Raw genomic sequence first — 23,267 nt, forward strand, 5'->3', positions numbered from 1 at the left:
AATGCAGTAGAGTGCGGTTTTCTTTTTAAGATCAGTGAAAAAGCCTTTTTCTCTAGGTCAAAATATGCAAGAATAGTGAGCTTATTTTATAAATCGTGATCGAGATAGAGACACAAGGTTTTATCAATGAAAACAACAGCAGAAATTAGACAGTCATTCCTTGATTTTTTCCATAGCAAGGGGCATCAGGTCGTCGCAAGTAGTTCGCTTGTGCCTGAAAACGATCCGACATTGCTTTTTACCAATGCCGGTATGAACCAATTTAAAGACGTGTTCCTTGGTATGGATAAACGTCCTTACTCACGTGCGACAACTGCACAACGTTGTGTGCGCGCAGGTGGTAAGCATAATGATTTAGAAAATGTCGGTTATACGGCGCGTCACCATACTTTCTTTGAAATGCTCGGCAACTTCAGTTTTGGCGACTATTTCAAACATGATGCGATTAATTTTGCGTGGGAGTATTTGACTTCTCCACAATGGCTCGGGTTACCAAAAGAAAAATTATGGGTAACCGTGTATGAAACTGATAATGAAGCTTATGATATTTGGCATAAAGAAGTTGGTGTGCCGGCAGAGCGTATTATTCGTATCGGTGATAACAAAGGTGCGCCTTATGCATCAGACAACTTCTGGGCAATGGGGGACACTGGTCCTTGTGGTCCATGTACTGAAATTTTCTACGATCACGGTGATCACATTTGGGGTGGCCCTCCAGGCTCACCTGAAGAAGATGGTGACCGTTATATCGAAATTTGGAATGTGGTATTCATGCAGTTTAACCGTCTAGCAGACGGTACCATGGAAAAATTACCGCGCCCATCGGTTGATACCGGGATGGGATTAGAGCGTATTTCTGCCGTATTACAGCACGTAAACTCTAACTATGAGATCGATATTTTCCAAAAATTAATTGCGAAAACGGCAGAAGTTGTAGGAACAACAGATTTAACAAATAAATCATTACGCGTAATTGCAGACCACATTCGTTCTTGCGCATACTTAATTGCAGATGGCGTAATTCCATCAAATGAAGGTCGCGGTTATGTATTACGTCGTATTATTCGTCGTGCAGTACGTCATGGCCACTTATTAGGGGCAAAAGAAGCCTTCTTCTATAAACTTGTGCCAACCTTAATTGAAGTCATGGCGGAAGCAGGCAAAGAAGTTAAAGAAAAACAAGCCAATGTCGAAAAATTACTTCGTTTAGAAGAAGAACAATTTGCTCGTACATTAGAGCGCGGATTAAGCTTATTAGATGATGCGCTAGCTCAAGTGAAAGATGGCGTGTTGTCAGGTGAAGTAGCCTTTAAACTTTATGATACTTATGGCTTCCCACTTGATTTAACTGCAGACGTATGTCGTGAGCGTGATATTGCAATTGATGAGGCAGGTTTTGAGCGTGAAATGGAAGCACAACGTTTACGCGCACAATCTGCAAGCCAATTCGGCATGGATTACAACAATGTTATTCGTGTAGAAGGCGAAACGAAATTTGAAGGTTATACTGAATCAGAATCTTTAGCCAAAGTAACCGCACTTTTCTATGATGGTAAATCAGTAGAGAGTATTACTGCAGGCCAGAGTGCTGTGGTAATTTTAGAAAACACGCCATTCTATGCGGAATCAGGTGGCCAAATTGGTGACAGCGGTTATTTAACCTCTCAAGGCATTCAGTTTAATGTAAAAGATACTCAAAAATATGGTCAAGTATTTGGTCATATTGGTGAATTAGAACAAGGCAGTTTAAAAGTTGGACAAACAGTCAATGCGGTTGTGGATGCAGCAAGACGTCATCAAACGTCACTTAACCATTCTGCAACACACTTATTACACGCAGCATTGCGTCAAGTTTTAGGTCACCATGTAGTGCAAAAAGGATCATTAGTATCCGATACAGCATTACGTTTTGACTTTGCTCATCCGGAAGCGATTACCAAAGCACAGCTTAACGAAATTGAAACGTTGGTAAACCAAAAAGTACGTGAGAATTATGTGGTTCAAACGGACGTAATGGATATCGAAGCGGCAAAAGCAAAAGGTGCAATGGCGTTATTCGGTGAAAAATATGCTGATGTGGTACGTGTTTTAACAATGGGTGATTTCTCCGTTGAACTTTGTGGTGGCATTCATGCTAAACGTACCGGTGATATCGGTTTATTTAAAATTGTGGCGGAAACTGCAGTTGCAGCAGGTGTTCGTCGTATTGAAGCGGTAACGGGTGAAAATGCAATTAATTGGTTACATAATCAACAACGCATTCTTGCTCAAAGTGCAGATTTATTTAAATCTGACGTTAACACCCTTGTTGAGAAAATTCAGCAACTTCAAGATAAAGCGAAGAAAGCAGAAAAAGAATTACAAGGATTAAAAGAAAAAGCCGCAATGCAAGCGGGGTCCGATTTAGTGAAAAGTGCGGTTAAAATTAATGATGTTTCTGTAATCGTACATCAACTAGACGGAATTGAAACTAAATCGTTACGTGTGATGGTTGATGATTTAAAAAATCAACTTGGTTCAGGCGTAATTGTATTTGCATCTATTTTAGATGATAAAGTCAACCTCGTCGTTGGCGTGACAAGCGATTTAACTACTAAAGTGAAGGCTGGTGAGCTAGTGAATTTAATGGCTCAGCAAGTTGGTGGGAAAGGCGGTGGTCGCCCTGATATGGCAATGGCAGGAGGCTCCCAACCAGAAAATGTGAATCTAGCATTAACTGTCGCACAAAACTGGTTAAGCAATAATCTGTAGTACAAGCAGGTCGGTGGGATGCCGATCTTTACTTGATTGATAGGGATATCTAATAAATGCAAACTAAGGAGATAAAAGATGTTAATCTTAACTCGAAAAGTTGGCGAAAGTGTTCTCATTGGAGACGATATTTCTATCACGGTTTTGAGTGTACGTGGAAACCAAGTCAAACTCGGTGTGCAAGCGCCTAAAGAAGTATCCGTTCACCGAGAGGAAATTTACCAACGAATTCTGCAGTCAAAAGATGAACATATAGATGGGGCATCTTAAGACCGACGAGTTTTATGAATGTTTTACATTCTATTTATAATTTAATTAACGTTTTTCAAAAAATTAAACCCATTGGTTTGCAAGATTTTAAAAATAACGGAATTTGAGTTATAAAGGTAGAGAAGGAACTTTTCCAACTTAAATCTATCAAAATTTAATAAATAATGACCGCACTTTTAGTATAGAAGTGTGGTCATTCCATATTAAAACAAAAAGGAAAATCAATGAAAGCAATTATTCCCGTAGCCGGTCTAGGCACCCGTATGTTGCCAGCAACAAAAGCGATTCCAAAAGAAATGTTAACGCTTGTGGATAAACCACTGATTCAATATGTTGTGAATGAGTGTGTCGCAGCAGGAATTAAAGAAATCGTGTTAGTTACACATTCTTCTAAAAATGCGATTGAAAACCACTTTGATACGTCTTTTGAGTTGGAAACCATGCTTGAGAAACGTGTTAAACGTCAACTTTTGGAAGAGGTTCGTTCTATTTGTCCTAAAGATGTAACCATCATGCACGTTCGTCAAGGCAATGCGAAAGGTTTAGGCCATGCCGTGTTATGTGGTCGTCCTGTCGTTGGAAACGAGCCGTTTGCAGTGGTGTTACCTGATGTGCTTTTAGCGGATTTTACGGCAAATCAAAAGAAAGAAAATCTTTCAGCAATGATTAAACGTTTTAAAGAAACACAAGCAAGCCAAATTATGGTAGCGTCTGTTGCTGCAGATGAAGTGAGTAGCTATGGTATCGCGGATTGTGGTGGTGTAGAGTTAAAAGGCGGTGATAGCGTTAAAATTGATAGTATTGTTGAAAAACCATCTGTTGATGAGGCGCCATCAAATCTTGCCGTTGTAGGTCGTTATGTGTTCTCTGCTGCGATTTGGGATTTATTAGAAAAAACACCAGTTGGTGTTGGCGATGAAATCCAATTAACGGATGCAATCGATATGCTTATTGAGAAAGAGACCGTTGAAGCATTTCATATGACAGGCAGAAGCTTTGACTGTGGTGACAAGATTGGCTATATGGAAGCTTTTGTAGAATATGGTCTTCGTCATGATAAATTAGGTAAAGAATTTAAAGCTTTCCTAAAAGATCTTGCAAAAACCTTATAATAGACTGAAGCCACCGAAAGGTGGTTTTTATTTATATATTTGGATTACACAATATAAAAGATAAAAAAAGAAGGCATCTAATGATGCCTTCTTCTTTTTCTATGAAACGAAATCTTAGTTATTTTTCGCTAATAAAGTGCGGTAGATAATACCACCTAAAATACCACCGATAATCGGCGCAACCCAGAATAACCATAATTGGTCGATTGCCCAAGAACCTTGAAATACCGCAACTGCAGTACTACGAGCCGGGTTTACAGAGGTATTTGATACAGGAATGCTGATTAAGTGGATTAACGTTAAGCCTAAACCAATTGCAATTGGCGCAAAACCTGCAGCTGCATTTTTATGAGTTGAACCCATGATGATTAATAAGAAGAATGCAGTCAATAATACTTCTGCTACGAATACCGCTTCTAAAGAATAACCTTCAGGAGAGTGTTCGCCGTAGCCATTAGATGCGAAACCGGCAGTCACATCAAAGCCCGCTTTACCTGATGCGATAAGATAAAGTGCTGCACCCGCTACTAAACCACCAACTACTTGAGAAATAATGTATGGAAGAGCATCTTTCGCAGAGAAACGACCGCCTGCCACTAAACCAAGTGTTACAGCTGGGTTAAAGTGACCACCAGAAATGTGACCTACAGCATAAGCCATGGTTAATACGGTTAAACCAAACGCAAATGCAACGCCTACATAACCGATACCTAGGTTGACAGAAGCGGCAAAGATTGCACTACCACAACCACCAAACACTAACCAAAATGTGCCGAAGAATTCAGCAAAAAGTTTTTTTGACATAATAGACCTCAATATTAAACATGTCGTTATCTTCAAATAACAATAATGTATTGCGAATGCAACAGGCATTTAGTCAAAGGTAATGATTTTTAGTTCTGCAAATTATTGTAAATGTTTGTAAGTGAATGTAAGGGAAATAGCATGCTATACTTTTAGCCGTCTAGATTGTCATTTTGCTTATTTTTCATTAAAATACGGATAAATTATCAGGTTATTTAAGGTGCATTATGGCAAACTGGGATGGCAAATATATTAGCCCTTATGCAGAGCATGGCAAAAAGAGCGAGCAAGTCAAAAAAATTACAGTGTCTATTCCAATTAAAGTATTGGAAATTTTGACGAACGAGCGCACGCGTCGTCAGCTGAAAAGTTTGCGCCATGCAACAAATAGTGAATTGCTTTGTGAGGCATTCTTGCATGCTTTTACGGGTCAACCATTACCGACTGATGCAGATTTAATGAAAGAACGCCATGATGAGATTCCTGAAAATGCCAAAGAGATCATGCGTGATTTAGGCATCGATCCTGAAAGCTGGGAATATTAATTTATCCTTTTAATCCTTCTAAAATACTGCATTCAGGGCAATCATTGCCCTGACAAGCGTTATGCCATCGTTCCAATTCCTCTACCATTTTTTGCAAGTGATGAATTTGCTCATTCAATGTTTTAATATGCTGCGTCGTAAGTGCTTTAACTTCTCGGCTACTACGATTGGGATTATCCTGTAATTGCAAAAGTTGGTGAATTTGTTGGAGTGAAAACCCAACCTCTCGAGAGTGACGAATAAAACGTAGTCGTTCTAAATCCTTTTCTTCATAGTGGCGATAGCCGGAAAGGCTTCGCTGTGCTGGTTTTAATAAGCCGGACTTCTCATAATCCCGAATTTGTTTACTTGATAAACCGACTAATTTTGCCACTTCACTGATGTTCATAAAAAATCCTTGACCTTAACCTTATGTTAAGGTTTATAGTAAGCTTAATTTCAATCTATATCAATAATTAAGGAGTAAATATGAAATCAATTACATTACATGTAACAGGGATGACTTGTGGTGGTTGTGTGAAAAGCGTCACAAGAGTGTTGGAAGAACTTAATGGCGTAGAAAAAGCCGTAGTAACACTTGATGATGGTAAAGCAGTGGTTACCTTTGATGAAAGTGCGGTCAGTATTCCACAATTAATTGAAACAATTGAAGACGCAGGTTTTGATGCAACAGAATAAAAAAATAGCCATTCAAATCGAGGGAATGACCTGTCAATCCTGTGCGAATCGGATTGAAAAGGTGTTGAATCGAAAAGATTTTGTCTCTGAAGCTGGCGTGAATTTTGCTGCGGAGGAAGCGCATGTGGCATTTGATTCATCTCAGGCTTCAGAACAAGATATTTTAACAACTATTCAAAAGGCTGGATTTAATGGCATTCTAAAACAAAATGTGTTGCCTAGCGCACCTAATGAAACGAAGATTAGTCCGCGTTTATGGTTGCTTTTGTTCATTAACATTCCTTTTTTAATCGGAATGATCGGGATGATGTTTAATCATCATTCTTGGATGATGCCACCAATGTGGCAATTTGTTCTTGCGAGCATTGTGCAACTTGGGTTAGCCATTCCTTTTTATAAAGGTGCGATTGGTAGTATTCGAGGTGGTTTGGCCAATATGGATGTACTGGTAAGTACTGGTACGTTGGCGATTTATCTCTATTCGGTCTTTATGCTGTTTTATCATCAGTCAATGGGGCATGATGGTGTATCTCATGTCTATTTTGAAGCATCGGTGATGGTCATTGGTTTTGTCAGCCTAGGGAAATTTCTTGAGGAAAGAACGAAGAAACAAAGCTTAAACAGTTTAGGGCTATTATTACAACTCACCCCAAAACAAGTCAGTGTTCAACGTGAAAATCGTTGGGAAACGATTCCTCTCGATCAAGTAAAAATAGGAGATATTTTACGAGCTAATCAAGGTGAACGTATTGCAGCTGATGGCGTAGTTGAACAGGGTAGTGGTTGGTGCGATGAGAGTCATTTAACCGGTGAATCTCAACCATTAGAAAAAATGTCTCAAAGTCCTGTGCTTGCGGGGGCAATGGTGACGCAAGGTAGCCTTATTTATCGAGCCAATCAACTCGGTCAGCAAACCCTATTGGGCGATATGATGAAAGCACTTTCCGAGGCGCAAGGTACAAAAGCACCGATTGCTCGTTTTGCCGATAAAGTTGCTGCTGTATTTGTGCCAGCCGTGTTATTGATTTCCGCGATAACATTTGGAGCAACCTGGTGGATAAAAGGTGATTGGGTTACCGCTTTAATTCATGCGGTTGCCGTGTTAGTTATCGCTTGTCCTTGTGCGTTAGGGCTTGCTACACCTGCTGCCATAATGGTGGGAATGGGGAAAGCAGTCAATGCAGGGATTTGGTTTAAAGATGCAGCATCCATGGAAGAGGCAGCGCATGTGGATACGGTGGTATTAGATAAAACAGGAACGATAACTCAAGGAAAGCTCAAAATTGCCGCTGTTTGGCAACCACAAAGTGCGGTCTATTCTGAGGAAGATTTATATCGCATTGCGGCTTCCGTTGAGCAAAATGCCAATCATCCTTTAGCTAAAGCGATAGTCCTGGCTGCACAGGAAAAATCACTTGAAATTCCGACCGCACTTTCGGTTCATTCAGAAGTGGGGCAGGGTATATCTGCTCACATTGAAGGAGTTGGTTTGGTTAAAGTGGGTAAGCCGACTTATTGTGACTTAACCTTACCAGATAATATGCCTCAAATTTGGCAAATCGCGAGTGTTGTTGCGGTATCTGTAGATAACAGTCCAATCGGTGCATTTGCGCTAGCAGACAGTCTAAAAGAGGATAGTTTGCAAGCGATTCAACGCTTACACCAACATAATATTGATGTGGTGATAATGAGTGGCGATCAGCAATCTGTCGTTGATTATGTTGCCCAGCAAGTAGGTGTGAAAACTGCACAGGGTAATTGCAGTCCACGTGACAAAGCAACTTATATTGAGAGATTACGTCAGCAAGGCAAAGTGGTCGCAATGGTTGGTGATGGTGTGAATGATGCACCAGCCTTAGCGATGGCTAATGTAAGCTTTGCGATGAAATCGGGTTCTGATGTTGCAGAGCAAACAGCATCGGCGACACTCATGCAGCATTCGGTGGATCAGTTAGTCGATGGATTAATGATTTCTCGTGCAACATTAAAAAATATTAAGCAAAACTTATTCTTTGCTTTAATTTACAATGTGTTAGGTATTCCACTTGCCGCATTGGGCTATTTAAGTCCTGTATTAGCGGGCGCAGCAATGGCGATGAGTTCACTTTCTGTGCTATCCAATGCATTGCGATTAAAACGAGTGAAAATTAGATAAGAAAAAGGCGATATGAAAATATCGCCTTTTATTTGAACTAACTTTGTTTCCATACTGGAAGTTGAATCGTGACGGCAAGTCCGCCTAAATTGCTGGATTCAGCCCATACTTTTCCATTGTGTTCATTCACAACATTATAGACAATCGTTAAACCTAATCCCGTTCCGCCAGTGGCTCTTGTTCTGGTTTCATCTACACGATAGAATGGCTTAAAGATTTTATCAAATTCTTCAGGTGGTAAGCCTAAGCCATTATCATCTACTCGAATTTGAAGGCAATTATCATCCTGCTCATTTTTATGTAAATCAATAGTTAAGAAAATACGATCTTTCGTGTATTTCAATGCATTACGAATGATGTTTTCAATTGCACTAGTCAGCAAACTTAGGTTGCCATGAATCATATGCTTTTCAGGATGTAAAATAGAGATATTCACATCACAAGTGATCTGGCGTTGTTCTGCTTCAAATAGGGCGTCTTTTATTACATCATCCCAAAGTTGGTCGATGGAAAATAAATTGTGTTCCATTTGAGAATGCATCTGTTGGCGAGAAATGAGCAACAATTCGCTGATCATTTTATCCATTCGTTGTATTTCTTTTTCAATGCGTTTTACTGGTTCAATATCACCTGTTTGATGACGAACTAGCGCAGTGGAAAGTTGTAAACGCGTTAATGGTGTTTTTAATTCGTGAGAAATAGACGATAGCAGATTGTGTTGATTTGAAATTAGATTATCAATTGCAATCGACATATTATTAAAGCTTTGACCTACTTCTCGTAATTCTGATGGACCATGGTTCGCTAACTTATTATCAACTTTGAAGTGCCCCAAAGCCACGTTATTCGCGGCTTTTTGCAAATTGGTAATCGGTTTGACGATGGTATGAGTGAACCACCAAAGCAAAGGTGTCGTAATAATTAACGTTAAGAGCAGTAAGATCCAAGGGTGATCAAGCATATAACGTAAAATTTCTTGTTGACCATTTGCTCGAGATACAAAGAATAATTCGGATGCTTGGTCGGAATCGCCAATATAGACTTTAAAAGGTCCTGCAATTTGGATATCTTTAAACGTTTTACGTTGTGGCTGGGCAAAGTTACTTGATTCTTGGGCGAACTGAGCAATATGCATTCTTTCTTCGCCTAAAGCGCCGAAGATGTCTTTTTCGGGCGTCATGATGACTGGACGAGCTGAGTCGAATTTATCAGTTGGAAGTACAGGAACGCCTGCGAGGATACCATTGATCCTATTGTTACGAATTGATTCAACGAGTTTCTTTTGATAGCTCGAGATTTCATTTTGATTTAAATCTGAGTATAAGCGGCTATCAAAATAAGGGAGTGCGACCAAAAGTGCGGTCATGGCAAAGAATGCCAACCAAAAGACAGTGAATGTGAGTATAGTGAGCTGATTTAAGTTGAATTTCTTGATAAGCATTATTCACAAACCAACAAGTAACCACGACCACGTAGCGTTTTCAGCCATGGTAAACCGTTGTCTCTTTCTGGGAGTTTTTTGCGTAAGTTTGACATATGCATATCAATTGAGCGGTCAAAAGGCGAAAGGTGTTTACCAAGCACATTCACGCTTAACTCTTCGCGAGAAACAATTTGTCCAGGACGAAGTACCAGTTTATGAAGTAGAGCAAATTCAGAGCCGGTTAGAGCAATCTCTTGACCTTTATAAGAGGCTTGTTGAAGACCCGAATGAAGCACTAAACCCGCAAATTCTAATTCATTTTCTTCTGATGAAAGTGCGGTCGAATTTTGAGAACTTTCTGATGGGCTAATGCGACGCAAAATAGCTTTAATGCGGGCAACCAACTCACGATCGTTAAATGGTTTTGGTAAATAGTCATCGGCACCAAGTTCTAAGCCCAGCACACGATCGATTTCTTCACCACGCGCAGTAAGCATCATTACAGGGACGTTTGATGTTTGACGAATTTTCTTGAGTGTTTCAATACCGTTTAATACAGGCATCATAACATCCAATAAGACTAATTGGTGACTTGAATTTAACTTGTCTAATGCTTCTTGACCATTATTCGCGACTTCGACTTCAAAACCAGTCAATCGTAAAACTTCTGCAAGTAAATCTGTTAGTTCAATATCATCATCAACTAATAGAATTTTTGACATTTTTATTCCCTTGTAATACAACGAACCTGCTTGATATGACAAGCAGGTATTGTTTTTTTATGACTACCAGAATTTCCACCAGCTTTTCTTACCTGCGTTTTCAGGTGTGCTGATGATAGTATTATTTTCGTCTTGTTTTTCCACTTCAGGTAATGGCTTATCTAATTCTGCACTACTTACTAAACCGTTTTGATCGAATTTCACTGTAAATGTGTGCTGCTCAGGTTTTTGGTAAGAGTGTTGTTGTAAGAATACGTAATACCAAGTTAAGTTACTATAAGGATCAATTAAAACCGGTGTGCCAAGTAAATATTGTACTTGTTGGGCGGTCATGCCTGGTTTTACTTGTGCCACAGTGGCCGCTTCTAAATAGTTACCTTGTGGTACATCAATACGATAAACTACTTTTTGTACAGTTGAACAAGAAGTTAAGCTTAATGCCAAAACAACTGCACCTAAAAATGTTCTTAATTGCATATTTTTTACCTTTTACTGCAAAGTTATGTCGAATGATACCGAAACTTTATGATCTTGCCAAATTAATTATCGCACTTTAATGCTTTTTGAAGTTGATCTTTCAAATTTGGTGGTATCCCTTTGATTGTTAAAGTATCTGTAAGTGGATCCCATTCAATACGATTATTCAATAAATCCGCATCAAAACTTAATGTCACCCCTTTACCGGAACCTGAAAATTTCGTTAATGTTTTTAAGGCTGAACGTACTGGTGGAATCGTTTCTTCCAAGCCGTAATCTTGCTCTTCTGTAAAGGTGACAAAAGGGCGCTTGTTTAGAGTCGGCAAATTAGCTGAAAGTTCAGTTAATGCGATCTCGTCGCCGCTTGCTAATTGACCTTTGCAGTATTCAAATACCTGCTTTTTAACCGCCTGAGTTTGTTCTTTGTTTAGTTCACCTTGTTCACAGTAGTCACTTACAGCTTGTAATAAGCATTGGTTTTGAACTTGTGGATTTAACCCTTCTTCAGCCCCCAAGAAATCCATAAAGAAGTCACTGATTTTACGACCAACACGACCTTTAATGAAGGTAAGGTAGCGGTTTGAGTTTGCGTTCACTTGCAAATCTGTTAAGTTGATACGTGCCGCAATATCAAATTGTGTGATATCTAAGTATTCTGTACGGCGAATTTCAAGATTTTCGTCAACTAACATACTGATACGGCTATCCAACAAAGCAATGAATAGGTAATCCGTCGCTAAAAAGTTATATTGGCATAGGATAAGGGTACCGCTGTCTGCAAAATTATATTTGCCCAATTCTTGCGCTAATAATTTCGTGGATTGTTGGCTGAAATTTAAAAAGTTGATTTCATTTTCTAATAAACGATTCAGATCTTGTGCAAAAATAGAGTTCTCTTGGAAGACACCAAATGCTTTACCTTTATTTTGATAACCTTGATGTAATTGCAACATCATTTGTTCGACTTCTGGCGTAATGGTAAGAAGCTCATCACGCAACACACTTTCCATGGTAGAGGTTTCATTTTCAGCGTGCTTAACTAATTGATGTAGCACGATTTGATTAACCGTAATGCTCATAATTTTTTCCTTCGTAAAATTTGCCTTAAATTATAACCGCACTTTTTATGCAAGAAAAAAGAAATTATTCAGATTGAGCAAATTATCGGGTATGATATGAGAAGTTTTTTTGTATTTAGAACAGGCTTAAACATTCCAAATGGCTCAACATTCAAAGTATTCCGATGGGCAAGTTAATGCCATCATTAACGATATGATTAGCGTGCTTGAAACTCACAAAGCGCCCGTTGATCTTTCTCTTATCGCTTTAGGTAATATGGCTAGTAATTTATTAACCACTAGCGTGCCAGCTGCACAGCGTGAAGCATTAGCACAAGCCTTTGCCAACTCTCTGATGAATTCGGTAAAAACAAAGTAAAATGTGGTGGTTTAAAAAAAGCAAATTTAACGGACGTGAATACCGTGAAGAAACCTCGCGAAAAATTTCGTGGGGACATTGGTTTGCTTTTTTTAACATTATCATCGCAATTCTTATTGGTAGTCGTTATGCCTTTCTCATTGATTGGCCAGACACCTTACTCGGTAAAATTTATTTCTTTATCAGCTTATTAGGGCATTTCAGCTTTTGTGTTTTTGCCTTGTATTTGCTAGTTATTTTCCCGCTGAGTTTCATCATCAAAAATCACCGCACTTTCCGTGGATTAACGGTGATTATCGCGACAATTTGCACTACTTTATTGCTGTTTGATACGGAAGTGTTTAACCGTTTTAATATCCACCTTTCGTCTATTGTTTGGAATTTGTTAGTGAATCCTGAAAAGGGCGATCTTTCACGGGATTGGCAAATTTTCTTTGCACCGATGCCGATTATTTTGCTAATCCAAATGCTTTTCTCTCGTTGGAGTTGGGAAAAATTACGTAGTTTAGAACGTCAAAAATGGCTGAAAAAAGTGGGATTAGTGCTGACATCTACTTTTGTGGCAACACATTTAATTTATGCTTGGGCGGATGCATTTTTATATCGTCCGATTACCATGCAACGCTCAAATTTTCCGCTTTCTTATCCAATGACTGCTCGAACCTTTTTGGAAAAACAAGGATTTATTAATGCAGAAACATACTCTCAGCGCTTAGAGCAAGAAGGGCGTTTAGATGCATTAAAACTTGATTATCCGAAAAAAGATCTTCAGTTTGAGCAAGTTGAGAACAAACCAAACATCCTCGTGATTACCGTTTCAGGCTTACGTTATGATGCGCTGACTAGTGAGAAAATGCCTAAATTGTTTGAATTTGCCACAAGCTCGACTCAATTTACGAATCATTACAGTAGCGGCAATACGAACAATGCCGGCTTAGTGGGCTTATTTTATGGACTGAATGCGAATTATACGGACAGTATTTTGAGTAATCACACACCGTCGGTATTAATTAAAAAGCTACAAGATGAGAAATATCAATTTGTCGCTTATTCGTCTACGGCATTTAAAGACAGTTTATTTAAACAAGCCTTGTTCCGTAATGTGAAATTGCCTAAAGTGAAAGCCTCTTCACCAAAAGACGCGAGAAATGGGGTTTTATCACTATTAAAAAATGATAAGCCTTGGTTTGCTTATGTGGATTTAGATATTACGGATAAAACGGAAGAAAATTACACCAAATCGCTTGCTGATATAGATCAACAGATTGATGAAACCTTAGCGTCAGTTTCTTTAGAGAATACGATAGTCATTATTACAGCAGAACATGGTACAACCTTTAATAAGCTGGATGAAAAAGAGCAAGAAAACTATTTTGGTCGTGATGAAATCCAAGTGCCGTTTATTGTTTACTGGAAAGATTTACCGGTGCAAGAAGTCTCTAAATTAACGAGTCATACTGATTTGTTACCGGCATTGATGTCATCAATCTTTAAAGTGAAAAATCCAGTTTCGGATTATGCACAAGGTCGCAATTTATTTGAGCTTAATGGCGATCCTTGGGTGTTAGCATCAAATTTCCGTTGGAATGTCATTATTCAGCCGGATGGCACACAGTATCATATTGATCGCAAAGGAAACTATAAGAAATTTGACCGCACTTATACTGAGCAATCTTCTAGCCGCCCACCGCTCGGCTTATTCTTAGAGGTTTTCAAACAAGAGCGTTCTTTTGTCAATAAATAGATAGCTTTTTTGTGCTTAAAATCTTATACTTTGCACCCAGTTGAAAGACTGAAAAGATGTTATTAATTAAAATCTGCGAATTTTTCATAACATTGTAAACAATTCACAATAGATCAGATCCTTATTGGGTTTGCTTTTCAATTAATACACTTCTCGTCTCTCTTTTCCTTTCTTTTTTGGCGGAGTTATTATGAGAAATCACGTTCGTAGCTTTAAAACGTTTATTCGAGACGAAATTATTAAAAAAGGCGGCTGGGTTAATGCCCATGCTCACGCAGATCGTGCTTTTACAATGACACCCGAAAAAATCGGTATTTATCACAATAGCAATCTTCAACAAAAATGGGATTTAGTGGATGAAGTGAAACGTACATCAAGTGTTGATGATTATTACGCCCGTTTCTGTCAATCGATTGAGCTGATGATTTCCCAAGGGGTGACGGCATTTGGTACTTTTGTGGATATCGACCCGATTTGTGAAGACCGAGCCATCATTGCTGCACATAAAGCTCGCGAAGTTTATAAGCATGACATTATTTTGAAATTTGCGAATCAGACCTTAAAAGGTGTGATTGAGCCAGAAGCTCGCAAATGGTTTGATATTGGCTCTGATATGGTCGATATGATTGGTGGCTTGCCTTATCGTGATGAGCTTGATTATGGTCGTGGTCTTGAAGCAATGGATATTTTGCTTGATGCAGCTAAGTCTCGCGGCATTATGTGTCATGTGCATGTGGATCAATTCAACTCTCCGAAAGAAAAAGAAACTGAGCAGCTTTGTGACAAAACCATCGAACACGGTATGGAAGGTCGAGTCGTGGCAATCCATGGTATTTCCATTGGTGCACATAGCAAAGAATACCGATATAAACTTTATGAAAAAATGCGTCAGGCCAAAATGATGATGATTGCTTGTCCAATGGCGTGGATTGATAGTAACCGAAAAGAAGATTTAATGCCTTTCCATAATGCACTGACACCTGCAGATGAAATGATTCCAGAAGGGATTACAGTCGCGTTAGGCACGGATAATATCTGTGATTATATGGTGCCACTTTGTGAAGGAGATTTATGGCAAGAACTAAGCTTACTTGCTGCTGGCTGTCGTTTCCCACATCTTGATGCAATGGTTGATATTGCGAGTATTAATGGACGCAAAGTGTTAGGTTTAGAGCCAGTTTAATCCAAAAATTAGATAGAAGTGCGGTCATAAAACGAAACGTTTTGTGGCCGTTTTTATTTATAAGATAAAACAGAACTAATGCTAATTTGACTGATTTAAAAAAGGACTTTAAGAAAAGTGGTGGGCGATACCGGTCTCGAACCAGTGACCCCCTCCTTGTAAGGGAGGTGCTCTCCCAACTGAGCTAATCGCCCGATGCACCTGAAAAGGTATTCGGATTTATTTAAACACTAAAATTAAGTGGTGGGCGATACCGGTCTCGAACCAGTGACCCCCTCCTTGTAAGGGAGGTGCTCTCCCAACTGAGCTAATCGCCCACATAAGAAAAGCGTTTAAATAATGGGAAAGTTTGAGCGGAAAGAACACTTTAGAAAAGTGGTGGGCGATACCGGTCTCGAACCAGTGACCCCCTCCTTGTAAGGGAGGTGCTCTCCCAACTGAGCTAATCGCCCGCTTGGTCAAACTTTTACAACATTAAAGCCAACTTTGGAAAAAGTGGTGGGCGATACCGGTCTCGAACCAGTGACCCCCTCCTTGTAAGGGAGGTGCTCTCCCAACTGAGCTAATCGCCCTTAATGTTGTGGATTGGCATTATAAGTATAATGAGATTTCAGTCAATATATTTTTATGAAAAAGCGTCTAGTTGTTGCAAAAATAGGCATAAAATCAGATTTTTTATTTAGAAGTCACGCAAGTCGTAGTAAAATAAAGGTAATTTTTGTAAATGAATAGGTTATTAAGAAAATGAAAATTGATCCTCCTTTTGAATTAGATCCGAATGTCAAAGTACGTACGCGTTTTGCCCCAAGTCCGACAGGTTATTTGCACGTAGGTGGCGCACGTACAGCCCTTTATTCTTGGTTATTTGCAAAACATAACAATGGTGAGTTTGTACTACGTATTGAAGATACTGATTTGGAGCGTTCTACACCAGAAGCAACAGCGGCAATCATTGAAGGGATGGAGTGGTTAAACCTTGCTTGGGAGCATGGTCCTTATTATCAAACCAAACGCTTTGATCGTTACAATCAAGTGATTGATGAAATGATTGAGCAAGGCTTGGCTTATCGTTGCTATTGCTCTAAAGAGCGCCTAGAAGAATTACGTCATACACAAGAGCAAAACAAAGAAAAACCACGTTATGACCGTCATTGTTTACATGATCATAATCATGCAGCAGAGGAGCCACATGTTGTACGTTTTAAAAACCCAACAGAAGGTTCAGTTGTGTTTGATGATGCAGTGCGTGGTCGTATTGAAATCAGCAACAGTGAATTAGATGATTTAATTATTCGTCGTACCGATGGTTCACCAACCTACAACTTCTGTGTGGTAGTGGATGACTGGGATATGGGCATTACTCACGTTGTGCGTGGTGAAGACCATATTAACAACACCCCGCGTCAAATTAATATCTTAAAAGCGTTAGGCGCACCAATTCCAGTATATGCGCACGTTTCCATGATTAATGGTGATGATGGTCAAAAACTCTCAAAACGTCATGGTGCGGTAAGTGTGATGCAATATCGTGATGACGGTTATTTACCTGAAGCCTTAATCAACTATCTTGTTCGTTTAGGTTGGGGTCATGGTGACCAAGAGATCTTTACACGTGAAGAAATGATTAAATTCTTCGAATTAGATCATGTGAGTAAGTCAGCGAGTGCATTTAACACTGAAAAATTATTGTGGTTAAATCACCATTACATTCGTGAGTTACCACCTGAATATGTGGCCAAACACCTTGCATGGCACTATAAAGATCAAGGTATTGATACTTCAAATGGTCCAGCGTTAACAGAAATCGTGACAATGCTTGCAGAACGTTGCAAAACTTTAAAAGAAATGGCATCAGCAAGCCGTTATTTCTTCGAAGAGTTTGAAAGCTTTGATGAAGCGGCAGTGAAGAAACACTTTAAAGCAGCAGCGATTGAACCACTTGAAAAAGTAAAAGAAAAATTGACCGCACTTTCTAGCTGGGATTTACATTCTACGCATGAAGCGATTGAACAAACCGCGGCTGAATTAGAAGTGGGTATGGGAAAAGTCGGGATGCCATTACGCGTAGCAGTAACAGGCTCAGGTCAATCACCTTCTATGGATGTGACATTAGTGGGTATCGGTCGTGAACGTGTGTTAGCGCGCATCCAACGTGCCATTGATTTTATTAAATCTCAAAACGCTTAATATTTAGGCTGATAAGCGGGATTTGATTATTTCAATATTGACAGTTTATCAGCCGAAATTTATCATAGCTCTTGCGTTATTTGGGGATATAGCTCAGTTGGGAGAGCGCTTGAATGGCATTCAAGAGGTCGTCGGTTCGATCCCGATTATCTCCACCAAATTTAAAACTTTGAAACTTAAAGTGAGTTTCAAGGTTTTTTCTTTATAACGAATCTACATTTCTTTTAGATAATTCAAGCCTAATCCATTCATTTGTCGCATAATCCAACTTTGTTTTTTACGAACTAACGCACTAGGCTTATTTACTTTATAGATGATAGGGTTTGGTAAAACCGCTGCGAGTAATGCCGCTTCTGATTGAGTTAAATTTTTTGCTGATTTTTTGAAGTAATAGCGACTAGCTGCTTCTACACCAAAGATACCATTACCAAATTCTGCGATGTTCAAATACACTTCTAAAATGCGTTCTTTGGACCAAAAGATTTCCATTAATGCTGTTGTGGGAACTTCTAATCCTTTGCGAAACCAACTTTGTCCATGCCAGAGAACGAGGTTTTTTGCTGTTTGTTGAGAAATCGTTGAGGCACCTCGGGTTCGGCGAGATTTTTCATTAAATTTAAAGGCCTTTTGAATCGCTTCAAAATCAAAGCCCCAGTGGTTTGGAAATTTTTGATCTTCAGCGGCAATCACTGCAAGTTGCATATTTGGTGAGATTTCATCAAGGCTCACCCAATCGTATTTGATTGAATAGCTGAAATCCAACTGTAATAAGTGCCCAATTTTTTGCTGTGCCATATAGGCAGAGAAGGGAACAGGGATAAAGCGGAAGCAAATGAAAAATGCCAGGATTGCGAGAGAAAAACGCCACGCAACCCGTTGCCAATTTTTTTTCCACCAAGATGGGTGAAAAAGAGGTAAAAGTGCGGTCAAAATTCGCTTAGTTTTTTGCAGCTTGCTCATCGAGTTGGCTTTTCACCCAGTTTATAAAATCCGGATCCATTGTTTTGAGCATATTAGAACCACGAGTAATGGTTGCCGCACTGGTATTGAGATTTTGTTGAATCTCTCGTTGTGAGAGATTTTTATCCAATAACTGCGCCACGATTTGTAAACGTAAACCCACTGCATCACGCTCATCTGGCGTGAGCAGAAGCGTTAATAAATCTTGTGCTTTTCCTTGTTCAAACGCGGCTTGCAAGGTCGCGAGGAAAGCATTCCATTGTTCTAAATTGCGACTAATATACATATCAACAATCCTATACTATTAAACTAGTGCGACTAGTATAGCCGATCGTATTCCTCTTTGCTAAAGGTTTGTAATTTTTCTTTGTCTTGTAGGTGTTGATAGTAAAAATCGTAAGTTAATACGTTTTGAACATAACCTCGCGTTTCAAAGAACGGAATAGAGGCAATAAATTCATCCATGGCCAATTTGCCATTGGCTCTCGCAAGCCATTTTTCTACACGGCTTGCTCCCGCATTATAGGCGGAGGCGATCAAAATGCGGTTATTAGGGTATTTAGCATTTAACTCATTTAAGTGAGCCGTACCGAGTAAAATATTATTAAGCGGTTTGAATAAATCTAACTCTCCATTATAAGGAAGTTGCTGATTTTCTGCCGTTTTTTGCGCGGTACTTGGTAATAGCTGCATTAATCCTCGCGCATTTGCGGAAGATTGTGCCATTGGATTCCAAGCACTTTCTTGGCGAGCAATTGCCATCGCAAAAGTTTTGGTTACACGATTATCCACAATCGCTTGAGGTTCCGTTTCGCTGAGATTCACATTACTGAGAGCAATATCAAAATATTGACTATAAGCATTTGGTAAACGTAATCCGATATAATCCCATGCTTTCGCAATAATCGACCCATCCACACCTAATTCAAACCAATTTTGTTCATTCGCATATTGGCTTAAAGCAATCTGTAGTTGTTCTTCTTGCGATAATTTTTCTAACAGAAAACGCCAACGTTGTTTGGCAGCGCCTAATCGATCTAATTGACGTAATTCAGCAATTTCTGCGAGCTCTGGTTGAAATTTTTTATATTCATGTGCCCAGTAGGGATCGGAAATACTCCGCGCGACATATAATTCTGCTTGACCGAAATCATATCCTGCGCCACGATTTTCAGGATATAATTTTGCTGTCGCTAACATTGGGTAGAATCCGCGTTCGTTGCTTAATTCAGAGAATATTTCTTTGGCTTTTGTGACATTCTCTTTTTCGAGTGCTTTCCCCATCCAATAACGCCATTCTTGTTTTTGCTTCGCTTCATTGGAAAGGGCATTCAACCAACCTAATAAATCCGTTTTTTGCCAAATAGCCGTACGCAAACGACGTTCAATGAGGTTATCGGCATTCAGTTTTAGGATTTCTTGATCGCGCCATTGCACAAAGTTGGGGCTTTCGTTATCAAAGAAACGGCTAATAAAGGCGATTTTCCAATCACGTAATTCAGTTTCGTTTAATTGCCAAGTCTTCGCCCATTGCTCGTAAGGGGTGAAGGTTGGCTCATTCATATTTTCTGGAATAGTACGCAGATAACGAGCAAAACCGAGCACTACGACAAATTTATTGGTGATTTTATTCGTATTACCATCGATTAATGGCAATTTCTCAGCGAGTGTTTTCAAATTGGCTGGATTTTTTAAGAGATCCTGATAGAGCGCTAAATGAGCGGCTACTTGCTCATCTTCTTTAGCGTTCTCAATTTTTTCTAACTCTTTAGCGAGTATTTCTAATCCTTTCGCATCATTTTTACTGAAGAGCATTTCAGCTTTTTGATAGATTTTTTCTGGAGTACGGCCACCCTGTGAATACCAAGCTGTCCAGAGTTGAGCATCATTAGGAAGCTCTGCATTGTTGAGCCAAAGCTGTTCATACTCAGACAAAATAGCCGATTTATCCTTGTCGTTTGATTGGTTTTCTGCCGTTTGACTAGTATTGGATGCTTCTATTTGATATTTAGCCGTAAGTACAGCAATTTGTCTTTCCAAATTATTTGGCGTGAGTTTGGCAAGTGCTTGAGTATCTTCAGCATTGATTAACAAAGTAAAAATACTTTGTTCTAATTTTCCACGTAGAAAATGGGAGGAATGTTGCTGAATAAATTGTTCAATGTCTGTTCTCAATGCATTCACTTCTTCACGAGGCGTATCGCGATTAACGGTTTTTACACGTGCATCTAAATAAGCCACTATAGCATCAGTTTGCAATGGATAACCTTTTAAAGAATCAATAAGCCCAAGAAATAATTTGGCATTATTAGAAACATGATTATTTTTGACCGCACTTTTAAGTAGCGACTCTAATTGCAGAAAAGTCGCGCGTTGTTCAATCAGCTTTAATTCATGAGCGTGCTGTTGTTGTGCCCATTTGGCTTGTTCTTCAGCAAGGTTAATTTGTGGCGCAGTTTCATTTTTGCTTTTATGAGCATGCTGATTAGCCAAAGCTGAGCCTGAAAGTGCGGTTAAAATCAATAACGAAATTGTCGTGTGTTTAAGTGCTCGCATAGGAGATTCCATATAAAGAGAAAGACGGATATTTAGATCCGTCTTTGAGTGTAGAGTTAGTTTTATTTAGAAAACTTTTTTGAAAGGCTTCACAATCACATCACTGTAAACGCCAGCTTCAACATAAGGATCTTGTGCTGCCCAGTCTTTTGCTGCAGACAGGCTTTCGAATTGAGCAATCACAGTCGAGCCTGTAAAGCCAGCTTCACCTGGATTTTCATCGTCAATGGTTGGATTGGGACCGGCGGTTAATAAACGACCTTCTGCTTGTAATTGTTTTAAGCGAGCGAGATGCTGCTCACGTACAGCAAGGCGTTTTTCTAAAGTGCCAGGAATATCTTGGGCAAAAATCACGTAATACATCATTTTTCCTTTTAACAACTTAATTGTAATTCTTCGATGGTGGCTAACGCACGTTCTAGTTCAAGATTACCTTCACGTGGAATAGAGCGGGATTTGCCGTCTTTTCCTACGGCGACAAAGGTAAATACAGCATCTGTCACGCAGTAACGTTCCCCAATTGGTTCACTGGCAACTTTTTTCACCCATACTTCTACCTTGATTTTAATAGAAGAACGACCCACACTGAGACATTGGCCGTAACAACACACCACGTCACCGACGGCGATAGGTTTGATGAAGTTCATACTTTCTACGGCAACGGTGACAACGCGACCATGAGCAATTTCTTTTGCTAGAATTGCTCCGCCCATATCCATTTGTGACATAATCCAGCCACCGAAAATATCACCGTTCGCGTTGGTATCTGAAGGCATCGCTAAGGTACGTAATAATAATACGCCTTTAGATTGACGACTGTTTTTATCGATAAGATTTGAAACCATTATTTGTCCCCGTCATTTTTTTGATCATCTTTAGGTAAGTAACGGTAAATATAAGCACCGCTGACAATTGTTGCAACAAAGGTCATACCAAGTAAACCAAAAGATTTGAAATCAACCCAAGCATCTTCAGACATATTTTGGCTGATATAAATATTTACCAGCATACACAGAATAAAAAATCCTGCCCAGCCTACATTTAATTTGTTCCACACATTATCCGGTAATTGGATTTCTTTGCCTAATAACTTTTTCACCAGTGGCGTATTGAATTGGAATTGTGCAACCAATAAAACAATGGCGAAGAGGGCATTAATAATCGTGACTTTCCATTGTAGATATTTGATTTCATTGAAATAAGCAGTAAGCAAACCAAAAAAGACGACAGCAATTGCCATGATTTTTTGTTGTTTCTCAATCATGCCATATTTCAGTTTTAGTACAACCATCTGAATGATGGTCGCGATCACTAAGACAATCGCCGCCTCACGCACCTCAAACATTTTGTAGGTGATGAAAAAGAGAACAAGAGGAATAAATTCAAGAAGTTGCTTCATATTATGCCTTCATAAATAAACTGTAAAAACGGTAAGTAAATACCAAAATAAATAGTTGAAATAATGCTACCAAAATGCCAAAAATCACACTTAGAAATGATGTACCTAGGATTGCACCAACGCTATTCACTAATAAAGGTAGAAGTAAATAAGTGATCAAAGCATAAATAATCAATATGCCATTACGTTTAACACCCGCACGCCACACTTGTAAAGCACTTTGCCCGATAGATTGATTGGATGCAATGTAATGCACAGGCGATAAGCATAGGCGAACAAAGAAAAATAAACCAAATACCATTGAAACAAAGGCTAGAGGGGAGTGCGCATTTTTGCTTAAAAATGAACTCACAACATCAACCATGCCAAAGAGAAGTGGCAAGCTCATAAAAATATCTAAAACCACCACACCTAAAAAACGACGCAATGTCAGCATGAGACCTTGATTAATCGGATTTTGATTTTGCTGACTAATATGATGAATAGTTGCAATACCGAAGGTTGCAATAAAAGACATTAACAATTGTTGGAATACAAAAGATCCAATCAGTGCAGTTGGCTCCACTTTGCTTAAGGCATTAATAATATCTTGTTGAGATGGATTAGGATTATTACCCAAACTTGGCAGAGGGACGCTTACTAATTGATTAATCAATTGTGCGACGACAAAAATCCCAATGAAAATCAGCACGCTTTTTCGCTGATTACGCATAAAGTTGAGGCTATCTTGAAAAATCTGAGTAAAGTTAATTTGCATCTTATTTTCTCGGTAAAAAAAGTGAGGTAATTATACAAGCTTTGACATCAAAAAACTAAAAATACGAAAAATTGTTCTAGATTAAAAATTATTAATAATTATTTTTT

General features: G+C 39.1%; 23 protein-coding genes and 5 tRNA genes. 11 read left to right on the top strand and 17 right to left on the bottom strand.

Translation table 11 applies throughout. The features are described from left to right. Positions 1-126 precede the first annotated feature (126 nt). The 3 genes from alaS to galU all read left to right on the top strand — a co-directional run bounded on the left by alaS (position 127) and on the right by galU (position 4,133). Positions 127-2,751 carry an alanine--tRNA ligase gene (alaS, locus tag A9500_RS05430; RefSeq protein WP_065244181.1) on the top strand — a complete coding sequence of 875 codons (2,625 nt, stop codon included), beginning with the start codon at positions 127-129 and terminating at the stop codon, positions 2,749-2,751. Between the two features lie 78 nt (positions 2,752-2,829). Continuing rightward, on the top strand, positions 2,830-3,021 hold the full coding sequence (gene csrA, locus A9500_RS05435; protein ID WP_049363188.1) for a carbon storage regulator CsrA: 192 nt from the start codon (positions 2,830-2,832) through the stop codon (positions 3,019-3,021). 224 nt (positions 3,022-3,245) lie between these two features. After that, positions 3,246-4,133: a UTP--glucose-1-phosphate uridylyltransferase GalU gene (gene galU / locus A9500_RS05440; protein WP_065244182.1), complete on the top strand. Its 888-nt coding sequence runs from the start codon at positions 3,246-3,248 to the stop codon at positions 4,131-4,133. A 114-nt stretch (positions 4,134-4,247) separates the two neighbouring features. Here galU and aqpZ read toward each other — a convergent pair whose 3' ends face one another. Further along, positions 4,248-4,937: an aquaporin Z gene (gene aqpZ, locus A9500_RS05445; RefSeq protein WP_065244183.1), complete on the bottom strand. Its 690-nt coding sequence runs from the start codon at positions 4,935-4,937 to the stop codon at positions 4,248-4,250. A 227-nt stretch (positions 4,938-5,164) separates the two neighbouring features. On the opposite strand from aqpZ, the gene metJ reads away from it, so the two are divergent. Further along, a complete protein-coding gene (metJ, locus tag A9500_RS05450; protein ID WP_005696757.1) occupies positions 5,165-5,482 on the top strand; it encodes a met regulon transcriptional regulator MetJ in 318 nt (105 codons plus the stop codon). A gap of 1 nt (position 5,483) precedes the next feature. On the opposite strand, the gene cueR is transcribed toward metJ, so the two are convergent. Further along, positions 5,484-5,870, bottom strand: coding sequence for a Cu(I)-responsive transcriptional regulator (cueR, locus tag A9500_RS05455; protein ID WP_065244184.1), 387 nt, complete (start codon positions 5,868-5,870; stop codon positions 5,484-5,486). An 80-nt stretch (positions 5,871-5,950) separates the two neighbouring features. On the opposite strand from cueR, the gene A9500_RS05460 reads away from it, so the two are divergent. Both A9500_RS05460 and A9500_RS05465 read left to right on the top strand, forming a co-directional pair. Further along, positions 5,951-6,160 carry a heavy-metal-associated domain-containing protein gene (locus A9500_RS05460; RefSeq protein ID WP_005696754.1) on the top strand — a complete coding sequence of 70 codons (210 nt, stop codon included), beginning with the start codon at positions 5,951-5,953 and terminating at the stop codon, positions 6,158-6,160. Then, positions 6,147-8,315, top strand: coding sequence for a cation-translocating P-type ATPase (locus A9500_RS05465; RefSeq protein WP_065244185.1), 2,169 nt, complete (start codon positions 6,147-6,149; stop codon positions 8,313-8,315). Before A9500_RS05460 ends, A9500_RS05465 begins: the two co-directional genes overlap by 14 nt. A 37-nt stretch (positions 8,316-8,352) precedes the next feature. Here the strand turns inward: A9500_RS05465 and cpxA are convergent, their stop codons facing one another. The 4 genes from cpxA to yejK all read right to left on the bottom strand — a co-directional run bounded on the left by cpxA (position 8,353) and on the right by yejK (position 12,016). Next, positions 8,353-9,756, bottom strand: a complete 1,404-nt coding sequence (cpxA, locus tag A9500_RS05470; RefSeq protein WP_065244186.1) for an envelope stress sensor histidine kinase CpxA — start codon at positions 9,754-9,756, stop codon at positions 8,353-8,355. Beyond that, entirely contained in the window at positions 9,756-10,460 is a 705-nt protein-coding gene (locus tag A9500_RS05475; RefSeq protein ID WP_065244187.1) for a response regulator, read from the bottom strand. Before A9500_RS05475 ends, cpxA begins: the two co-directional genes overlap by 1 nt. 63 nt (positions 10,461-10,523) lie before the next feature. Beyond that, complete coding sequence (gene bamE, locus A9500_RS05480) at positions 10,524-10,937, bottom strand: outer membrane protein assembly factor BamE (RefSeq protein WP_065244188.1); 414 nt, start codon at positions 10,935-10,937, stop codon at positions 10,524-10,526. Positions 10,938-10,999: 62 nt separating this feature from the next. Then, on the bottom strand, positions 11,000-12,016 hold the full coding sequence (gene yejK / locus A9500_RS05485; protein WP_065244189.1) for a nucleoid-associated protein YejK: 1,017 nt from the start codon (positions 12,014-12,016) through the stop codon (positions 11,000-11,002). 139 nt (positions 12,017-12,155) lie between these two features. On the opposite strand from yejK, the gene A9500_RS05490 reads away from it, so the two are divergent. The 3 genes from A9500_RS05490 to A9500_RS05500 all read left to right on the top strand — a co-directional run bounded on the left by A9500_RS05490 (position 12,156) and on the right by A9500_RS05500 (position 15,301). Beyond that, a complete protein-coding gene (locus A9500_RS05490; protein WP_014064863.1) occupies positions 12,156-12,374 on the top strand; it encodes a YejL family protein in 219 nt (72 codons plus the stop codon). 1 nt (position 12,375) lies between these two features. Further along, positions 12,376-14,118, top strand: coding sequence for a DUF3413 domain-containing protein (locus A9500_RS05495; protein ID WP_065244190.1), 1,743 nt, complete (start codon positions 12,376-12,378; stop codon positions 14,116-14,118). A gap of 190 nt (positions 14,119-14,308) precedes the next feature. Continuing rightward, positions 14,309-15,301 (top strand): amidohydrolase family protein, encoded by a 993-nt coding sequence (locus tag A9500_RS05500; RefSeq protein WP_049374946.1) that lies wholly within the window; start codon positions 14,309-14,311, stop codon positions 15,299-15,301. A 118-nt stretch (positions 15,302-15,419) separates the two neighbouring features. On the opposite strand, the gene A9500_RS05505 is transcribed toward A9500_RS05500, so the two are convergent. From A9500_RS05505 to A9500_RS05520, 4 genes are all read right to left on the bottom strand, one after another. After that, a tRNA-Val gene (locus A9500_RS05505) sits at positions 15,420-15,495 on the bottom strand. Positions 15,496-15,542: 47 nt separating this feature from the next. Continuing rightward, positions 15,543-15,618: transfer RNA gene (locus A9500_RS05510), tRNA-Val, on the bottom strand. 59 nt (positions 15,619-15,677) lie between these two features. Next, positions 15,678-15,753, bottom strand: a tRNA-Val gene (locus tag A9500_RS05515). 44 nt (positions 15,754-15,797) lie between these two features. Further along, a tRNA-Val gene (locus A9500_RS05520) sits at positions 15,798-15,873 on the bottom strand. A 172-nt stretch (positions 15,874-16,045) separates the two neighbouring features. Here A9500_RS05520 and gltX point away from each other — a divergent pair. Beyond that, on the top strand, positions 16,046-17,488 hold the full coding sequence (gene gltX / locus A9500_RS05525) for a glutamate--tRNA ligase (RefSeq protein ID WP_065244191.1): 1,443 nt from the start codon (positions 16,046-16,048) through the stop codon (positions 17,486-17,488). Positions 17,489-17,570: 82 nt separating this feature from the next. Then, a tRNA-Ala gene (locus A9500_RS05530) sits at positions 17,571-17,646 on the top strand. 55 nt (positions 17,647-17,701) lie between these two features. Here A9500_RS05530 and mtgA read toward each other — a convergent pair. From mtgA to A9500_RS05565, 7 genes are all read right to left on the bottom strand, one after another. Continuing rightward, positions 17,702-18,448, bottom strand: coding sequence for a monofunctional biosynthetic peptidoglycan transglycosylase (gene mtgA, locus A9500_RS05535; RefSeq protein WP_065244192.1), 747 nt, complete (start codon positions 18,446-18,448; stop codon positions 17,702-17,704). Then, complete coding sequence (gene trpR / locus A9500_RS05540; protein WP_065244193.1) at positions 18,426-18,734, bottom strand: trp operon repressor; 309 nt, start codon at positions 18,732-18,734, stop codon at positions 18,426-18,428. Before trpR ends, mtgA begins: the two co-directional genes overlap by 23 nt. Positions 18,735-18,766: 32 nt before the next feature. Continuing rightward, positions 18,767-21,004, bottom strand: coding sequence for a transglycosylase SLT domain-containing protein (locus A9500_RS05545; RefSeq protein WP_065244194.1), 2,238 nt, complete (start codon positions 21,002-21,004; stop codon positions 18,767-18,769). Positions 21,005-21,070: 66 nt separating this feature from the next. Next, the gene (locus tag A9500_RS05550; protein ID WP_065244195.1) at positions 21,071-21,367 is read right to left on the bottom strand and encodes a YciI family protein; all 297 of its coding nucleotides are present in this window, start codon (positions 21,365-21,367) and stop codon (positions 21,071-21,073) included. Positions 21,368-21,378: 11 nt separating this feature from the next. Continuing rightward, positions 21,379-21,849 carry an acyl-CoA thioester hydrolase YciA gene (gene yciA / locus A9500_RS05555; RefSeq protein WP_065244196.1) on the bottom strand — a complete coding sequence of 157 codons (471 nt, stop codon included), beginning with the start codon at positions 21,847-21,849 and terminating at the stop codon, positions 21,379-21,381. Continuing rightward, positions 21,849-22,403 carry a septation protein A gene (locus A9500_RS05560; protein ID WP_065244197.1) on the bottom strand — a complete coding sequence of 185 codons (555 nt, stop codon included), beginning with the start codon at positions 22,401-22,403 and terminating at the stop codon, positions 21,849-21,851. Before A9500_RS05560 ends, yciA begins: the two co-directional genes overlap by 1 nt. A gap of 1 nt (position 22,404) precedes the next feature. After that, a complete protein-coding gene (locus A9500_RS05565; protein WP_065244198.1) occupies positions 22,405-23,160 on the bottom strand; it encodes a beta-methylgalactoside transporter in 756 nt (251 codons plus the stop codon). Positions 23,161-23,267: the final 107 nt, after the last annotated feature.

Source organism: Haemophilus sp. CCUG 60358 (genome assembly GCF_001679485.1).
Taxonomy (GTDB): domain Bacteria; phylum Pseudomonadota; class Gammaproteobacteria; order Enterobacterales; family Pasteurellaceae; genus Haemophilus_D.

What these genes read in the sequence shown, in the direction of transcription:
- A9500_RS05460 (WP_005696754.1), top strand. Translation starts at nt 5,951, where the DNA reads ATGAAATCAATTACATTACATGTAACAGGGATGACTTGTGGTGGTTGT.
- mtgA (WP_065244192.1), bottom strand. Translation starts at nt 18,448, where the DNA reads ATGAGCAAGCTGCAAAAAACTAAGCGAATTTTGACCGCACTTTTACCT.
- cueR (WP_065244184.1), bottom strand. Translation starts at nt 5,870, where the DNA reads ATGAACATCAGTGAAGTGGCAAAATTAGTCGGTTTATCAAGTAAACAA.
- bamE (WP_065244188.1), bottom strand. Translation starts at nt 10,937, where the DNA reads ATGCAATTAAGAACATTTTTAGGTGCAGTTGTTTTGGCATTAAGCTTA.
- csrA (WP_049363188.1), top strand. Translation starts at nt 2,830, where the DNA reads ATGTTAATCTTAACTCGAAAAGTTGGCGAAAGTGTTCTCATTGGAGAC.
- A9500_RS05560 (WP_065244197.1), bottom strand. Translation starts at nt 22,403, where the DNA reads ATGAAGCAACTTCTTGAATTTATTCCTCTTGTTCTCTTTTTCATCACC.
- aqpZ (WP_065244183.1), bottom strand. Translation starts at nt 4,937, where the DNA reads ATGTCAAAAAAACTTTTTGCTGAATTCTTCGGCACATTTTGGTTAGTG.
- A9500_RS05475 (WP_065244187.1), bottom strand. Translation starts at nt 10,460, where the DNA reads ATGTCAAAAATTCTATTAGTTGATGATGATATTGAACTAACAGATTTA.
- A9500_RS05500 (WP_049374946.1), top strand. Translation starts at nt 14,309, where the DNA reads ATGAGAAATCACGTTCGTAGCTTTAAAACGTTTATTCGAGACGAAATT.
- A9500_RS05550 (WP_065244195.1), bottom strand. Translation starts at nt 21,367, where the DNA reads ATGTATTACGTGATTTTTGCCCAAGATATTCCTGGCACTTTAGAAAAA.
- yciA (WP_065244196.1), bottom strand. Translation starts at nt 21,849, where the DNA reads ATGGTTTCAAATCTTATCGATAAAAACAGTCGTCAATCTAAAGGCGTA.
- cpxA (WP_065244186.1), bottom strand. Translation starts at nt 9,756, where the DNA reads ATGCTTATCAAGAAATTCAACTTAAATCAGCTCACTATACTCACATTC.
- trpR (WP_065244193.1), bottom strand. Translation starts at nt 18,734, where the DNA reads ATGTATATTAGTCGCAATTTAGAACAATGGAATGCTTTCCTCGCGACC.
- A9500_RS05545 (WP_065244194.1), bottom strand. Translation starts at nt 21,004, where the DNA reads ATGCGAGCACTTAAACACACGACAATTTCGTTATTGATTTTAACCGCA.
- A9500_RS05565 (WP_065244198.1), bottom strand. Translation starts at nt 23,160, where the DNA reads ATGCAAATTAACTTTACTCAGATTTTTCAAGATAGCCTCAACTTTATG.
- A9500_RS05465 (WP_065244185.1), top strand. Translation starts at nt 6,147, where the DNA reads ATGCAACAGAATAAAAAAATAGCCATTCAAATCGAGGGAATGACCTGT.
- A9500_RS05495 (WP_065244190.1), top strand. Translation starts at nt 12,376, where the DNA reads ATGTGGTGGTTTAAAAAAAGCAAATTTAACGGACGTGAATACCGTGAA.
- A9500_RS05490 (WP_014064863.1), top strand. Translation starts at nt 12,156, where the DNA reads ATGGCTCAACATTCAAAGTATTCCGATGGGCAAGTTAATGCCATCATT.
- galU (WP_065244182.1), top strand. Translation starts at nt 3,246, where the DNA reads ATGAAAGCAATTATTCCCGTAGCCGGTCTAGGCACCCGTATGTTGCCA.
- gltX (WP_065244191.1), top strand. Translation starts at nt 16,046, where the DNA reads ATGAAAATTGATCCTCCTTTTGAATTAGATCCGAATGTCAAAGTACGT.
- yejK (WP_065244189.1), bottom strand. Translation starts at nt 12,016, where the DNA reads ATGAGCATTACGGTTAATCAAATCGTGCTACATCAATTAGTTAAGCAC.
- metJ (WP_005696757.1), top strand. Translation starts at nt 5,165, where the DNA reads ATGGCAAACTGGGATGGCAAATATATTAGCCCTTATGCAGAGCATGGC.
- alaS (WP_065244181.1), top strand. Translation starts at nt 127, where the DNA reads ATGAAAACAACAGCAGAAATTAGACAGTCATTCCTTGATTTTTTCCAT.